This window comes from Paenibacillus tarimensis (genome assembly GCF_021532315.1).
In the GTDB taxonomy this organism is placed as follows: Bacteria; Bacillota; Bacilli; order Paenibacillales; family Paenibacillaceae; genus Paenibacillus_I; species Paenibacillus_I tarimensis.
Genome location: NZ_JAKGAO010000026.1, coordinates 80,005 through 95,113 on the forward strand (window position 1 = coordinate 80,005; position 15,109 = coordinate 95,113).

The 15,109-nt window shown below is 42.3% G+C and carries 14 protein-coding genes; all 14 read right to left on the bottom strand.

The genetic code is table 11. The annotated features are described in order from the left end of the window. Positions 1-39 precede the first annotated feature (39 nt). The 14 genes from L1N82_RS19885 to galU all read right to left on the bottom strand — a co-directional run bounded on the left by L1N82_RS19885 (position 40) and on the right by galU (position 14,962). Positions 40-996 carry a glycosyltransferase family 2 protein gene (locus tag L1N82_RS19885; protein WP_407946789.1) on the bottom strand — a complete coding sequence of 319 codons (957 nt, stop codon included), beginning with the start codon at positions 994-996 and terminating at the stop codon, positions 40-42. Then, positions 993-1,835 carry a dTDP-4-dehydrorhamnose reductase gene (rfbD, locus tag L1N82_RS19890; protein ID WP_235289207.1) on the bottom strand — a complete coding sequence of 281 codons (843 nt, stop codon included), beginning with the start codon at positions 1,833-1,835 and terminating at the stop codon, positions 993-995. The genes L1N82_RS19885 and rfbD overlap by 4 nt, the downstream gene beginning before the upstream one ends. Before the next feature lie 14 nt (positions 1,836-1,849). Next, complete coding sequence (gene rfbB, locus L1N82_RS19895; RefSeq protein WP_235289208.1) at positions 1,850-2,869, bottom strand: dTDP-glucose 4,6-dehydratase; 1,020 nt, start codon at positions 2,867-2,869, stop codon at positions 1,850-1,852. Positions 2,870-2,877: 8 nt separating this feature from the next. Further along, positions 2,878-3,435, bottom strand: coding sequence for a dTDP-4-dehydrorhamnose 3,5-epimerase (gene rfbC / locus L1N82_RS19900; protein WP_235289209.1), 558 nt, complete (start codon positions 3,433-3,435; stop codon positions 2,878-2,880). Between the two features lie 15 nt (positions 3,436-3,450). Continuing rightward, positions 3,451-4,194, bottom strand: coding sequence for a sugar phosphate nucleotidyltransferase (locus L1N82_RS19905; protein ID WP_235289239.1), 744 nt, complete (start codon positions 4,192-4,194; stop codon positions 3,451-3,453). A gap of 79 nt (positions 4,195-4,273) precedes the next feature. Continuing rightward, positions 4,274-5,404: a hypothetical protein gene (locus L1N82_RS19910; RefSeq protein ID WP_235289210.1), complete on the bottom strand. Its 1,131-nt coding sequence runs from the start codon at positions 5,402-5,404 to the stop codon at positions 4,274-4,276. A 26-nt stretch (positions 5,405-5,430) separates the two neighbouring features. Next, on the bottom strand, positions 5,431-6,741 hold the full coding sequence (locus L1N82_RS19915) for a glycosyltransferase family 4 protein (protein WP_235289211.1): 1,311 nt from the start codon (positions 6,739-6,741) through the stop codon (positions 5,431-5,433). 7 nt (positions 6,742-6,748) lie between these two features. After that, positions 6,749-8,947: a hypothetical protein gene (locus L1N82_RS19920; protein ID WP_235289212.1), complete on the bottom strand. Its 2,199-nt coding sequence runs from the start codon at positions 8,945-8,947 to the stop codon at positions 6,749-6,751. Positions 8,948-8,957: 10 nt separating this feature from the next. Continuing rightward, the gene (locus L1N82_RS19925) at positions 8,958-10,148 is read right to left on the bottom strand and encodes a rhamnosyltransferase WsaF family glycosyltransferase (protein WP_235289213.1); all 1,191 of its coding nucleotides are present in this window, start codon (positions 10,146-10,148) and stop codon (positions 8,958-8,960) included. Positions 10,149-10,193: 45 nt separating this feature from the next. Next, the gene (locus L1N82_RS19930) at positions 10,194-11,495 is read right to left on the bottom strand and encodes a class I SAM-dependent methyltransferase (RefSeq protein ID WP_235289214.1); all 1,302 of its coding nucleotides are present in this window, start codon (positions 11,493-11,495) and stop codon (positions 10,194-10,196) included. A 2-nt stretch (positions 11,496-11,497) separates the two neighbouring features. Next, entirely contained in the window at positions 11,498-12,805 is a 1,308-nt protein-coding gene (locus L1N82_RS19935) for an ABC transporter ATP-binding protein (RefSeq protein ID WP_235289215.1), read from the bottom strand. An 18-nt stretch (positions 12,806-12,823) separates the two neighbouring features. Then, positions 12,824-13,612, bottom strand: a complete 789-nt coding sequence (locus tag L1N82_RS19940) for an ABC transporter permease (RefSeq protein WP_235289216.1) — start codon at positions 13,610-13,612, stop codon at positions 12,824-12,826. A gap of 23 nt (positions 13,613-13,635) precedes the next feature. After that, on the bottom strand, positions 13,636-14,067 hold the full coding sequence (locus L1N82_RS19945; RefSeq protein WP_235289217.1) for a hypothetical protein: 432 nt from the start codon (positions 14,065-14,067) through the stop codon (positions 13,636-13,638). After that, entirely contained in the window at positions 14,060-14,962 is a 903-nt protein-coding gene (gene galU, locus L1N82_RS19950) for a UTP--glucose-1-phosphate uridylyltransferase GalU (RefSeq protein WP_235289218.1), read from the bottom strand. The genes L1N82_RS19945 and galU overlap by 8 nt, the downstream gene beginning before the upstream one ends. Positions 14,963-15,109 lie beyond the last annotated feature (147 nt).

Consider the following 15,109-nt stretch of genomic DNA (forward strand, 5'->3'; position numbering starts at 1 on the left):
AACAAAAAATTATGCGAAGAGATACCCCAGGGACTCCATTTAAGTACTTCGCTCCCTTTTTTTGGCGAACAGCCATTTCCGTTTGCGGAGCATATCCGGGCACTTGCGTATGATTGTCAGCCAGCATGCCAGCAGTCCCGGCTCGCGTAGCAGGATATAAGCCAGCTTCCCTAATTCTTTGACGATCAGAACCGGGAAAAGTTGCAGCAAGCTCCACCCGGCCGGCTCATTCTTAATAAGCGTGAAGAACCGGTTTTGATACGAATGCCTGCGGACAAAGAGTGGCATGGAACGCCTTCCGCCCTTCTTCCATCCTCTGCGGTGAAGAGCTTTAGCTGCCGGTATGTACCAAGCCTGCCAGCCCAGGTGTCTGGCTCGCCATGCTACATCCACATCCTCCTTGTAAGCAAAATAGTCTTCGTCAAAGAACTGGTCTTTATATGATATATCACCAATCATTGCCATCCTGTAAACGGCCGCCGCACCTGATACGCCAAAAACTTCACGAGACTCCGACCAGTTGGACGCAGGCTCTCCTGCCGCAAGCTCAACCGCATTATGGTCACGGGCAATGGCTATCCCGGCACTGTCCATGAGATCCGGACGATCGGCAAACACGAGCTGCCCTGCCGCGCTGCCCGCCTGCGGGTTCGCTTCCATGAAGGAGACAATCTCCCGAATGTAATCTGCCTGGAGGCGGACATCCGGGTTCAGCACAACCACGTAGTCGCTGTCCGTATGAGAGATGGCCTGATTCTGGCCCCCGGCAAAGCCGTTGTTCACCCGATTCCGGTGAAGCTGAACCGGTGGGCCGAATTGAGCCACTTTATTGCAGGTATCATCCTTGGAATCATTGTCGACAACAATAACCGACTCAACAGGAAAGGACTGCTGTAGCACGGCGTGCAGGCAGTCCTCAATATCCTCGCTGCTGTTGTAGGTGACGATACATACGCTGACCGTCGGAGCACTATCCTGTTTCAGCAAACTGATCACTCACTGTCTTTAAGATAATCCTTCAAAGCATCCCGCCAGTCGCGCAGCGGCTGCAAGCCATTGGCGCGCAGGCTGCTGGCGTCCATCACGGAGTAAGCAGGACGCGGAGCAGGACGCGGAAACTCGCTGGTCGTACATGGTTCGACTGCTACATCCAGCTTGCTCTCCTCGAAAATCGCCTTGGCAAATTCATACCAGGAGCATACCCCTGAATTTGAAGCATGATAGATTCCGTAGTAATCGGTCGCCGCAAGCTCTACGAGCAGCTCTGCCAGATCTCGTGTATACGTGGGGGAACCAACCTGGTCATGAACAACCTTAAGCTGCTGCTTCTCGGGGCCGAGCTTAAGCATCGTTTTGACAAAATTATTGCCGTACTTTCCGTAAACCCAAGATGTCCTCACGATAAAATAACGGCTGCAGAGCGTCTGAGCCAGCCGCTCACCGGCCAGCTTCGACTTGCCGTAGACCGTCATCGGGTTCGTGTTGTCATATTCATTGTAGGGGCTGGTTCCAGTCCCGTCAAACACATAATCGGTGCTAATGTATACCAGCTTCGCCTTGATCTCCTCAGCAGCTACGGCCATATTGCGTGTTCCCGCACCGTTCACCCGGAACGCGCCGTCAGGATCGGCCTCCGCCTGGTCCACAGCGGTATAAGCGGCGCAGTGGATGACCACATCCGGCCGCTGCTCCGCGAGCACCCTTCGGCATGCATCCAGGTCGGTAATATCGAGCGCTTCCCGGTCATAACCGACAATCTCTATGCCTTCAGCTGCGGGCAGCTTAACGAGCTCCTGCCCCAGCTGTCCGTTCGCACCCGTGACCAGCAGCTTCATGCCTCTCCCTGCCACTACTGATCACCCAGCCGATCTTTGTATTGAGTCTGAAAATACTCCTGGTAAGCACCGGAAGTCACCCGCTCCATCCACTCTGGATTAGCGAGGTACCAGCGGATCGTTTCCTTGATGCCCGATTCATACTGATACTCCGGCTGCCAGCCCAGCTCACGCGTAATCTTGCTGGCGTCGATCGCATAGCGTCTGTCGTGGCCGGGACGGTCTTTTACATACGTAATCAGTGATTCCGGCTTGCCAAGCTCCTCAAGAATCGTCCGAACCACCTGGAGATTGTTGCGTTCGTTGTTGCCGCCAACGTTATAAACCTCGCCTGCCAGTCCTTTGTGGATGACCAGATCAATTGCACTGCAGTGATCCTTCACGAACAGCCAGTCACGCACATTCAAACCGTCACCGTAAACAGGCAGCTGCTTGTTGTTCAGCGCATTCTGGATCATCAGCGGAATCAGCTTCTCCGGGAACTGATAAGGGCCGTAGTTGTTCGAGCAGCGCGTAATGTTCACGTTCAGGCCATACGTCTCGTGATAGGCACGAACAAGCAGGTCTCCGCCTGCCTTGGAGGATGAGTAAGGGCTGTTTGGCTGCAGAGGTGTCTCCTCTGTGAATAATCCCGTTTCGCCGAGCGTACCATATACTTCATCTGTGGACACCTGGACAAACTTCGTCACGCCGTGTCTCTTCGCCGCATCCAGAAGCACCTGCGTACCAAGGACATTGGTCTTCACGAACACGTCGGGTTCCAAAATACTGCGATCCACATGGGATTCAGCCGCAAAGTTCACAATGACATCCACGCCCTGCTGTACCAGCTCACCCATCGCCTTCGCATCGGTGATATCCGCTTTGACGAACGTATGGTTCGCATTGCCTTCAATGGACTTCAGGTTCTCCAGGTTGCCCGCATACGTAAGCGCATCAACATTGATAATCTGATAATCCGGATGCTTCTCCAGCATATACATCACAAAGTTACTGCCGATAAAACCGGCCCCGCCGGTGACAAGAAGTTTCATAAATCGATTCACCCTTCGTATTCGAAATTCATTTCCGCGTCGGCTAAAACAGGATGCTTCGTGTCCTTCTCGGATAGAGTCGGCTTACTTACCGGCCAATCAATAGATAAACCAGGATCATCCCAAGCAATACCGCGGTCATGTTCCGGTGAATACAGTTCATCTACCTTATAAAGCACTTCCGTGTTAGGCACAAGTGTGCAGAACCCATGAGCGAAGCCTTGTGGAACCAGCAGCTGGCGCTTGTTAGAGGCTGTTAAAATAAACCCCTGCCACTTTCCAAATGAAGGAGAGCCTTTCCGGATATCAACAATGACATCATAGATAGCTCCCGCAGTTACCCGGACTAGTTTGGTCTGTGCTTTGGGACTTAACTGATAATGCAGACCTCTTAATACGCCAGCTTCTACTGATAAAGAATGATTGTCCTGTACAAACGAATACTTGATTCCATTCTCTCTGAACAGCTGATCATTATAGCTTTCCATAAAAAAGCCACGATGGTCGCCATGAACAGTCGGCTCAATTAAATAAGCACCAGGGAGCTTTGTCTGCCGTACAATCAAATGTTATCCCTCTTTCTATATTTTCAATTTGCCGAATTCCTCGCCAAACACAATATCTTTGGCCAATTCATTGGCTCTTGTTAAGGAAGGATGTGTTCCAGCGTCAGTCCACCAGCTCCTCAAGATATCAAAGGTTAGTTCATTCATTTCAATATATGCATTATTCACATCGGTGATTTCCAGCTCTCCTCTGCCGGAGGGTTTCAAGGTTCGTATGATATCAAATACCCGACTATCATACATATATATGCCAGTTACAGCGTAACTACTTCTAGGCTGTTGTGGTTTTTCTTCAATTGATAAAATTTTATCCCCTTTAATTTCTGGAACACCATATCTCTGTGGGTCATGAACTTGCTGTATTAAAATTTTGGCTCCTCGTTCTTGCTGCTCAAAATTTTTGACAAATGGAACAATACTATCAGCAAATACGTTATCACCTAAGATAACAACCATCCTGTCACCATTTACGAAATTATCAGCTAAGCTTAAAGCTTGCGCTATCCCGCCTGCTTCATCTTGTACTTTATAAGTAAATAAGACCCCGAATTCTCTGCCGCTACCAAGGAGGTTTACAACATCCCCCATATGGTCTTTACCCGTTACAATTAGAATATCTGTTATCGATGCTTCCTTCAACTTTGCGATAGAATGAAAGATCATGGGATACTTCCCTACAGGCAGCAAGTGCTTATTGGTTACTTTAGTCAATGGGTATAGTCTTGAACCTGTACCTCCTGCTAGTATAATTCCTTTCATCATTATCATCCTTTTCTTATTCATACTTAAAAAGTCGCCAATAAGTCTTCCGGTAGAAGTCCTATGGCGACATTGAAAACTATTCTGAAAGCAATGTACTAAGTTGTTTCTCTAACTTCTCAACTCTATCCTCAATGGCGAGTAAATCATTTAATTTTTTTCCATTTACATAGACATCGCCGTTTAGATAGATGCCTCCATGGTTATCTATAGATAGGAGTTCAGTTGTGTCATCTTGACTAACAACTCTCAGGCCGCCCTCACCAGCACGCAATGTAAGCCAGTTCTCTGGATTTTCATCACCCTTCCAGCGAGTACCACCGTACAATTCTCCTGATTTCCCTTCATTCAAGATTATTCCTGTACCAACACCGTCTGTCTTCGCCTGCATAATTCCTTCGGTAAACAAAGCTTTTCTAAAGTCAAATCCCATCTTAGACTGGTCAAAGTCCGCTACAACTAGTCTACCGTAAGGGGCCATGCTATTTTTGAAGTATATTCCGCTTTCCCAAACTCCCCTTCGTTCTTCAACATCTTTATCTGTATCCTCACTCCTCACTTCAATTGCCATTGAATTAGGTTTTCCAAATCCAACAATTTGAAGGCCTGTTTTTGCCTTGTTCGGGTAGATGCCAGGCTTACCATCATTAAGCACATCTATTTCTATTCCAACTAACTGAGCATCATAATTTTCATTATATTTACTAAAATCCACACCATTAGGTATATATTTTTTATATAGCTCATTTTCGGTGAAACTTTTATAGTTTGAACGTGCGCTAAAAAAGCCTCCCCACGCTTTTGATCCGTCAGCTATTGCAGCTGAATCCCCCCAGATTGCTACTGCGTTAGTTCCTGGTTTGAAATTCCACACTTCACTTAAAAAATTTTGATAGTGATTATGTACACTATCATAGTTATTGGGGTTTTGATTGGACAGATCATGAGATTTAACAGTTTCACCTTTCCAATTTTCAAACTGAGAATCCGGTTCTATCACATCGGTTAGAATCCAATTACTGCGTAGAGCGGTATCTAAGCCTGTATACTGAGGCCAAATCCCCTCATTCCTTGGGTGATTTGCTTTGTTTACTGTTATTTGGTTCGCGACACTACTATCAGGTTGCTGCAATTCATTATTTGTACATGAAGTGAGTAACATTGAAAGCACAACCGTTGAAACCAGCAAGCACGTCTTTAATTTATGCATAGTTATTCTCCTCTAAGTTGTGATTACTAAGTTTTTTTTAAAAATTTTTCTGATACCTTCTTCATAATATACTTGTACTTTCCATCTTTAGTATAGTGTTTAATTTTCGAGAAATAATACACTACTTTACTCGTCCCCTGTACTTTTAGAGCATATCTCTTCCCTTCAGAACGCTGCGGATTACGACAGAAACTGCGGAGAGGATCAATTGCCCGGCTCCAGCTATAAGCCTCCTGGAGCTTATGGAAATCATAATCCTTCTTGTTTCTCATGATCTCGGCTTTAATTAATCGGGCTAGCTCAAACGAATCACCGGGTAAAACCGTGGAACCAATTCTATATTCTGAAACAATATCGGAAAATACATCGCCCGATGTGCAGATTACCGGCAGATTGCATCGGATATAGTCGAGCATACGAGTCCGAAACGAAAATCGGGTTTCTAGATGATCGAAATGCAGACTGAGACCAATATCGGCTTCGAGATAATAGTTAAATCTGTTATCGTAGGGTACCCAATCATTAAAAAACACATATTTACCAGTTAAACCCAAAGAATCACTCAGCTCTATAGCACGTTCAACCATCTCCATATTTAATATGGTCGGGTTAGGATGCTTTGTGCCCATAAAGAAAAGTTTAATATGGTCATATTGCTTTGATAAGTGGTGAACAGCTTCAATGGCAGTTAACGGATCAAGCCACGGCCATAGTCCCCCGCCCCATAACAGCACTTTATCATCCGCATCTATTCCGTCTACTACACCCTTCATTACCTTTTGCGTATACTGAGGTTCGTCTTTATCCAAACCAAAAGGTACGACACCGATAAGAGCTGATAAATCCTTACTTCTGTTATATTCAGAAGGATTCAGCCGGTTAAGCGCCGCCAACATACCAATCCAGAAGTCCTTTTGCTTCTCAGATGCGCATATAAAGTAATCACCATGCTGGAGCTGGTCAATGAGTATGGATAAGGCTGCTTTATGAAGATTCTCTGCCTCATCAGATGAAATAAATGTCTCTAAGTTCTCAAGGATAAAAGGATCATACAAGTCTATGATGATGGGCTTGTTCAACCTTTTTAGAAAAGGATATGTCCACAAGGTCATCCCTTGCAGGATAACCGTGTCAGCAGCGTTGATCTCCTTTATCAGTTCCTTCTTGGCGATAGTCTTAATAGTAAATTCAACAACTGTAAGCTGACAATCGTTGGGTGTGAAGAGAACTACATTAAAATCTTTGGATAGTTCTTTTGCAAAATTCCAATACCGTATTCCAGGACCCGCCATTTTATTATCAATATAGTCAGGAGAAATCACTACAACTGTTTTCATTCTCCGTTCACACCTTTGATCCAGACTGTTGGTCCTGCATGAGGTTCTCCAGCTCTCGAATCCTGTCATCACGTTGTTTGAGTAGAGCTTCCAGCCCTTGTATGGTATTGTCACGTTCAATAATCATCTGTTCCATCTCCATCATGGCCGCATACCGCTCCTCCAGCAGCCTCCGTTGACCTTCCAGTTCTTCCAGTAGTGCTGAGTCCTCGACTGAATGTGATGCTGACGGCGTAGACAGAATTCTATCCATATGATTATTGTAATAACGGTTTAACGAATGCATATTGTAATATACCAGTAACCCTTGAGGCCAAGATGAGTCCTCTAGCTGCTGCTTAAATGCTCTTCTGTGTTTACGTGAGACTAAGCCCAGAGCTGCTGTAGCATAAGGAAACTTAGGTTTTTTATATACATATTGACCAAGACCGAATGTTTCATTGTGAGCAAGTTCAAAGTATGCTGCTGCCAACACTTTAGGTGGATTTAACATAAGATCAGACAGTGAGCTTATAGCTTGTCTTTTCAGATCCTGCGAGACTAAAGCATGCTGTCGAATCAACGGATTAATTTCTCTTGTTCCGCTTAATACACCTTCTTGGAATTGTGCAATATACTTGGCGTGTACATCATCTTCATTAGGATCATTTTTCTTGACAGCCGAACCATTTTCATCATAATGAACCACACTACCGCTCGCTGAGTTACACATCATTTCAATTGGCGAGACAAATCTTAAAACCCGTCCCATCGTCGTTTTATCAAGAAAGCTGTATTTAATTGTATTGACCGGCTGTTCATTAATAAAATCAAACAATCCCAGATAATAGCCTTCGACCCGTGTCTCTTCAAGTAAATAAGCCAGATTATCCTGGATTGTACCTCTCCATCCAATGTCTACAATGAAGATGCTTTCTTCCCTTTGGCTGATCCCCTTATTCGCAAGATACCCCAAGAATTTTGCCCGCTTGTTGTCAATTTCCTTTTGAAGCTTCAACACAAACTGCTGATCACTAAACAGCTGTTGAACACGTGCATCCAGCCAAGGGTACTGTATTTCCTTTTCGTATTCTATACCGTATTTACTCAGATAGGGCAAATACTCCTCCAGCCCGATATCCAGCGATTTAAACAATGCTTTCATCGATTGAGTAGAGTACTGATTCCACAATCTCATTAATTCCTCAAGCGTAACAGATCGCAATGATGAAGAGAACGTAGCAATTCTACTTACTTCTAATAACTCTGCCTTAGGCATCTCACATCCGTATGCATGTGAAGCAAGTATGTCATCATGAATTTTTTTAAAAAATTCACCTTCCCGTGTGAAATAGTAAACGGTTGAGAAGCCCCTCTGTTTAGCTTTCTCAATGATTTCCATAACATACGTGTAAAAAACCACACTATATTTTTTCCCGGCTTCGTACAATGCTTGTTGATTCGAATCGGCATACTTATGTTGTACAGGAGCTAAATCCACAGTAAATTGCCTAGACTGCATACGCTTATCGAATTTTTGCTGCTTTACTGTCCGTTTGTTTTCTTCCTGATCGTTGTAATAATGGATGGTTTCAATACCCAAACGTTTGGGAGCATCAACATCAGCCGCAACACTGTCACCTATATGGACATGCTCTGACGGATTAATCTTTAAGTCAGCGTGAACATGTTTAAAGAGCTTACCCGATCGTTTATTTATTTTATATTCACTTGATACGTACCCTTTATCATACTTCACTCTATAACCGGCGTGCTTTAATAAGGACTCGATAAAGGCTCGGTCAGAGTAAAAATCGGATATAAATACCCGATTTTCCGCCTTAATCGAATTAATCTTGTTTTCAATTTGGCCATCCAGATAGATGACAGCCTTCTCTTGTTCCAGCTCAACGTTTGTCAGGCTGACGGCTGCCTTTTGTGCAGCCGGAATAGAACCGCCAGATATTTTGTCCAGTAATTGCTCAATGACCTCTACATGCAGATATTCGTCATCATGCCCATTTAACCTGCACTTTTCGCCAATCTGCCCTTCTATTTTACAGCGTTCAAAGTAAATGTTATAGTAATCGCGGTACTCCGGCAGCAGGAAATCATAATAGTTCAAGAAGATAGTTCTTGCCACATGAAGTTTAACTTCATCAGGATGACAGTTCCTTCTGAGAATTGTGTCCCAGATATCAAAGCTCAATAATTTATAGCTTGACATTTCTTCAACCTCAATTCCCCAAAAATTGTTTAACTTTCCGTTTTACTTTCCTGAGAGCCCTATACACTAAAGTGTGATTTGGCGGAGTCAGTACAGGAACGGGTATCTCTTTCGATACCTTCTCAAGATATATATCAGCAACAACTGGAGGTTTGGTATACATTTTCTCTACCACGGAGATTCCAGAGTAATTCTCATCGAACATTTTATTAACGGAGTCCAAGAACTGTTCAAACCCTCTTTTCAGGTTTTTATCCCGCATAAAATTCGGACCGAAATCTGACATCTGATTTCTTAATTCCTCATCTTTCAGAAGCCTCATCAGTGCATCAGCAATTGATTCCGGTGTTTGGTCTGCCAGCAGTACTCCGCCTTCAGGCATGTCATATAAGTTGTTCTCTTTATAAATATCCACTACAGGAAGTCCAGCGGCCATCATCTCAAAAGGAATCCTGGAAGGATTGGAAGAGCTAATACACAGCCCTACCATGCTTTTGTTATATAGTTCATTACATTGTTTAATATTTATAAGTTCCAAGTTCTCGTGCTCAAACCAGACATTCGTTTTCTGTCTTGAACCATATAAATATATCTTTACCTCAGGCATAAAGTGCTTTACAATTCCCAAAGCCTCTATACCAATAAGACTGCATCTTCTAGGCTTCTCTGGCTGATAGATAAAACAGATCGCTTTTTCTTTTTTAATGTTAAGTTTTTTGTAAACATCTAGATCAGCACAAAATTCAAAATAATTGGATGGAGTGTTATACTCATCCACCATCATATTAGACAGCCAACGGCCGATGGTTACAGGCATTAAACCATAGCGGTAAGAATTCTCGGCCAGCAGATAGCCATCGCCCATCGGGTTGAAATAGGCCTCAAAATCTTGAATAAAATATGCCTTGCGACAATTTTGCTGAACATCCCGAACATGTTTTGCAGTATACCAGGCAGTTGCAAAAATTAAGTCATACTGCTCCTCAGGCACAAAACCTTTATAGAACTTTGCTTTTATAGGTCCAAAGTATTTTTTAATCATGTCCCCTATTTGTTCAGATGATAGGCCATTACCGATATCCTCGATGTATGCATGGCATTCATATCCGTTATCCACTAGATATTGAAGGTTTTGAAATATAGTCCGATGCCCTCCTGACCCTTCTGTTGGATAAGGGATAAACCATGCTACTTTTCTCAATGTGATCACCTTTCACTTTCTGCTTTATTTTTAAGTTAATGAATTTTATTTTCTTAAAAGCTCAATCGTAAGATCTCTTTCCTTAATCATCTGCTCCATTTCCGACATAGCCGAGTAACGCTCTTCAAGCATTTTACCTTGTTCCAAAATCGTTTGATCCCGCTCTTTTATGAGTTGATCCATAATTTGTATCGCTTCGTATCTTTCCTCAATCAGCCTCTGTTGTGCCTGTATCGTTTCATCATGTTCCTTGATCATACTTTCTAGGTTTTGTATAGCAGCAAATCGTTCTTCTAGCAGTTTACCTTGCGCCAAAATCGTTTGATCTCGCTCTTTTATGAGCTGTTCCATACTCTGTATCGCTTCATATCTTTCTTCAGCCAGCCGCTGCTGTGCCTGTATCGTCTCATCGCGTTCCTTAATCATGCCCTCTAAGTTTTGCATGGCATCATATCTCTCAACGAGCATCTTGGCTTGAGATTCAATAATCTTATCACGTTCTATAATTAGTTTCTCCATGTCATTCATGGCGTTTAATCGGTTCTCAAGCATTTCGGCTTGCGCTAACAATGCTACGTCCTTCTCTTTAATTAGAGCTTCCATATCCAGCATAGCATGGTAACGTTCTGTCGCCATTTGTTCTAGGTCAGCTGCTTTAATTTTATTCAAATTATATTCTGCTTTAAAATAATATAGCTGGCATTTATCATCCATGTTTTGCTTATCAAACAGAATTTTAAACCAATAATCTCCCTTAGGGAATAATATACCTAGACCCCAACTCTGATGAAATTCAAACGATGGATATTTTACCTTTATTTCTTCCCAGAATGTATGTGATCCGTAACCGGTATAATCGGCTGTATCATGGAATAGCATAATTCCGTTTTCTTTTAGTTTCGGCAGCCAAGTATGAAAATCTTCAGAGACAGCTTCATATGTATGCAAGCCATCTATATGAATTAAATCAATCGAATCGTCTGTAACATCTTTCACAGCATCTTGAAACAGTCTGCGGTCTAGTTTTAGGTTAAGGCTCGAAAAAAACTCGGATTGTGTCTTTCTAACCATATTCCACACTTGTTCATCATAATAACCAGCCTGTGGATCACCTTCCCAAGTATCGACCGCCGTTATCGAGGTGTTTAAACCCAGATCATGAACAGCTTGGCAAAAACAAAACAATGAGCACCCATAGTGAGTACCCAATTCCACAACTCTTTGGGGTTTTACAAATGCAAATAGATCATAGGCAAAGTTTCTATGACCAGACCAAGGCGAAACTGCAAGCGCAGGATTAATGCGATCTGAATAAAACTGCGGATCGGAAACCATCCACTTTTCCATTACTATTCTCCACCTCTTATGCCGGTCATATGAAACCGATCGATCTTATTATTAAAGAGACAATGAATGGTCTTATTTGGTGTTATACAGTCAAACTTTGTTATATTATGAGCCCAGCATTGAATGACATGCTGCAGTTCATGATCTCCTTCTCCTATCCCCAGCGTTATAAAATATTCCCCTTCTTTGATTTCAGGCCAGTCAAACTCCATTTTAACAACTGCAGGCCTTTCCTTGGGGATAACTAAATCTTTAAACCCGGAAGTTATGGTGTTTTCTCCAAATATATTGTTTCCAAACTTATCACTAACTATATATCCAAAAACCGCCTCTTCAATTGTTCTGGATGAGCGAACAACAAAATTAACCGTAACATGGTCGCCCTCTTGTATATAGCCTTTGTACGCTTCATTATTTACCGTAACTTCGTAACGTTCTATTACTGCTTCTAGAGCACCACCCAATTTGTTCTGGTCAATCTGCTGCCAGGCAAGTCCCTCAGTAGACAAGGCTTTATCTTGAGACACGTTTGCTGTCCTGTCTACTTCGCTTTCCTTATGAGCACTAAAGCTTTCCGTATGAACGCTTTTGATGTAGTGTTCAATAGAAGCCAATGGGTCACCCTCAAATACTAACTTCCCCTTTTCCAATACTATACAACGATCAGCGAGATTAGAAATGCTGTTCATATCATGCGTAACCAGCAGTTTGGTTGTATTCTTCATACTATTTTTCATAAATGTAAAGCATTTCTGTTGGAAGAAAACATCACCTACAGATAATGCCTCATCAACGATTAGTATATCAGGGTCCATGTGCACCATTACGGAAAAAGCAAGCCGGGCAAACATACCGCTGGAATAAGTTTTAACAGGTTGGTGTACATAATCACCTATATCTGCAAAGGTTAGGATATCGTCGAGTTTGGTATCCATCTGCTCTTTTGTATATCCCATTATGACTCCATTGAAGTATATATTCTCTATTCCAGTATACTCGGGGTTAAACCCTGCGCCTAATTCTAACAAAGACGTAATTTTGCCATTTACGGCTACATGCCCATATGTAGGCGTCAATACCCCTGCGAGTATTTTTAAGAGAGTCGATTTACCCGAGCCGTTTTTACCGATAATCCCTATTGTTTCTCCTCTTGCAATCTCAAGATTAATATTCTGCAGTGCATAGTGTTCTTTATGATAGGTTTTTGAACCAAACACCGAAAAGGCTTCTTTCAATCGATCTTCAGGCTTGGCATAAAGTTTATAGACCTTTGTAATTTTTTCCGCCCTTATGACTACATCCTGTCCCAATTTTCTTCCTCCATTTGGTTAAATAACATCCGAGAATTGAGTGCGTAAACGTTTAAAAACAAACACTCCAAGCAAGAAAATTACAGCCACTTCTCCCCAAAACATAATTAATGAAGGGATATCCTCCCAAAACCATTGATGATACAAGAACGAACTTCTATAACCCTCCACAATATAAATCATAGGGTTTATACGGAAAAAAATCTGGTATTTCTCAGGTACCATGCTAAACGTCCAGAATACAGGAGTCAGCCAAAAGCCAAGAGAAATAATAATAGATATGATCTGCGAAGTATCCCGGAAAAATACATAAATGGATGAGGTTAGCCATGTGAGACCCAGCAGCAAAATAATGACGCTGATCAAGTAGTAAAACACCTGCAGAAGATGCAGAGTCGGTTCATATCCATATGACCACACAATTATAAAAGCTGCTATGATAAAAAACAGGTGAATAATTAGACCGGATAATATTTTGATTACCGGAAGATAGCTCACTCTAAAGGATACCTTTTTCACTAAGAAACTATTGTCAACTATAGAGTGAGTTCCGCTCCCCAAGCTCTCAGAAAAGAAAAACCAGACAATAATGCCCGAGATCAACCAAACCACATAAGGGTAATCTCCAACCGGCATGCTTCTAAAACCAAATTGAAAAACGATCCAAAACACTAGAATCGTAATAATTGGGTTTATAAATGCCCAGAACATACCTAGATAAGATCCTAGGTACTTCGCTTTAAAATCATTTTTCACAAGTTGAAAAAGCATAGATTGGCTATTCACTAGTTCTTTAAGATAGGACATTAGTGCTCTCTCCACTTTCTCGATCACTGATTAAATTTGATATGTCTCTCAAGCTCAGTGAATTTCTTTTTTAGTTTCAGATGCATAAATACCAATAGAATAAACAAAATTAATACTACAATTAGTATTATCGCAAAAGCTATGGCGAATACACTGCTGTCTATATAATCATCAGTTATATCATTTAACTTCTTGCCATTCACAAACAAGTCTGCGTTCATATAAATGCCGCCGAAATTGTCGACCAGCATTAATTCCTTTGACTTGTCATTCGAAATAAACCGGATGCCTCCTTCACCAGCTTGTATTGTAACCCATTGATTATTATCCTTAAATTCTTCAGCTCTCTTTTCCTTATAAATAACAGATGAGTCATTTTCAGCAGCCGCAGATGCAACGCCCAATACACTAACGACAAAATAAACAGCTGTGAATATAATCAATAACTTACGCATGTAGTTGCGCCTCTTTCTTCATTTTATCTTCTCTCTCTAATAGCTCCCTCATAAAATTCAGCACCTCATCTTTAACTTCTGAATTCATAAGGGCAAACTCGAGTGTTGTCTTTAAAAAACCAATTTTTTCGCCGACATCATGTCTTGTACCTTCAAAGTTATAGGCCCAAACCTTCTGCTTGTTGTTAAGTTCACTCAAAGCGTCTGTCAGTTGTATTTCTCCTCCTGCACCAGCTCTTTGCTCTGCAAGAATGTTAAAAATCTCCGGAACCAAAATGTATCTCCCCATAATGGCCAAGTTTGATGGAGCTGCTTCTTTTGCCGGTTTCTCCACTAAGTTGTTAACTTGATATAGGCGACCATGCTCAGATTTCACATCAATAATACCGTAACGGGAAACCTCATTTTCAGCGACTGGCTGCACGCCAATCACTGATTGCTTTACTTCTGCAAACACATCCATCAATTGTTTAAGGCTCGGAACCCCTCCATGAACAATATCATCTCCCAGCAACACCGCAAAAGGTTCATCGCCCACAAATTTGCGCGCACACCAGATAGCATGTCCTAAACCTTTTGGTTCCTTTTGCCGAATATAATGGATATCCGCCATATGAGTGGGTTTTCGAACTTCATCAAGTAAATCCAATTTCCCTTTTTCAATTAGATTTTGCTCCAATTCAAAGCTATTGTCGAAGTGATCCTCGATTGCTCGTTTTCCTTTTCCAGTCACAATAATAATGTCTTCTATCCCTGCAGCGACAGCTTCCTCGACAATATATTGAATGGTTGGTTTATCAACAATCGGGAGCATCTCTTTCGGCATAGCTTTAGTCGCTGGTAGAAACCTCGTCCCCAGCCCCGCCGCTGGTATAATGGCCTTACGAATTTTCATCTATTAACCCTCCGATTTTCTACTTCGTTCAACATAATATCTTATCTTACCAAATATATGCCGGTCTCGCACTCTCTTGTGTTCCGATGAAGCAAGATAACCGCAAAGATTTGCCCATCCCTTAATAGAAAGTTCACCACATCTTAC

Bases quoted from the DNA above. Each gene is read 5' to 3' on its own strand.
- galU (WP_235289218.1), bottom strand. From the start codon at position 14,962: ATGAAAATTCGTAAGGCCATTATACCAGCGGCGGGGCTGGGGACGAGG.
- L1N82_RS19940 (WP_235289216.1), bottom strand. From the start codon at position 13,612: ATGTCCTATCTTAAAGAACTAGTGAATAGCCAATCTATGCTTTTTCAA.
- rfbB (WP_235289208.1), bottom strand. From the start codon at position 2,869: ATGAAACTTCTTGTCACCGGCGGGGCCGGTTTTATCGGCAGTAACTTT.
- rfbD (WP_235289207.1), bottom strand. From the start codon at position 1,835: ATGAAGCTGCTGGTCACGGGTGCGAACGGACAGCTGGGGCAGGAGCTC.
- L1N82_RS19910 (WP_235289210.1), bottom strand. From the start codon at position 5,404: ATGCATAAATTAAAGACGTGCTTGCTGGTTTCAACGGTTGTGCTTTCA.
- L1N82_RS19945 (WP_235289217.1), bottom strand. From the start codon at position 14,067: ATGCGTAAGTTATTGATTATATTCACAGCTGTTTATTTTGTCGTTAGT.
- L1N82_RS19915 (WP_235289211.1), bottom strand. From the start codon at position 6,741: ATGAAAACAGTTGTAGTGATTTCTCCTGACTATATTGATAATAAAATG.
- L1N82_RS19905 (WP_235289239.1), bottom strand. From the start codon at position 4,194: ATGAAAGGAATTATACTAGCAGGAGGTACAGGTTCAAGACTATACCCA.
- L1N82_RS19920 (WP_235289212.1), bottom strand. From the start codon at position 8,947: ATGTCAAGCTATAAATTATTGAGCTTTGATATCTGGGACACAATTCTC.
- L1N82_RS19930 (WP_235289214.1), bottom strand. From the start codon at position 11,495: ATGGAAAAGTGGATGGTTTCCGATCCGCAGTTTTATTCAGATCGCATT.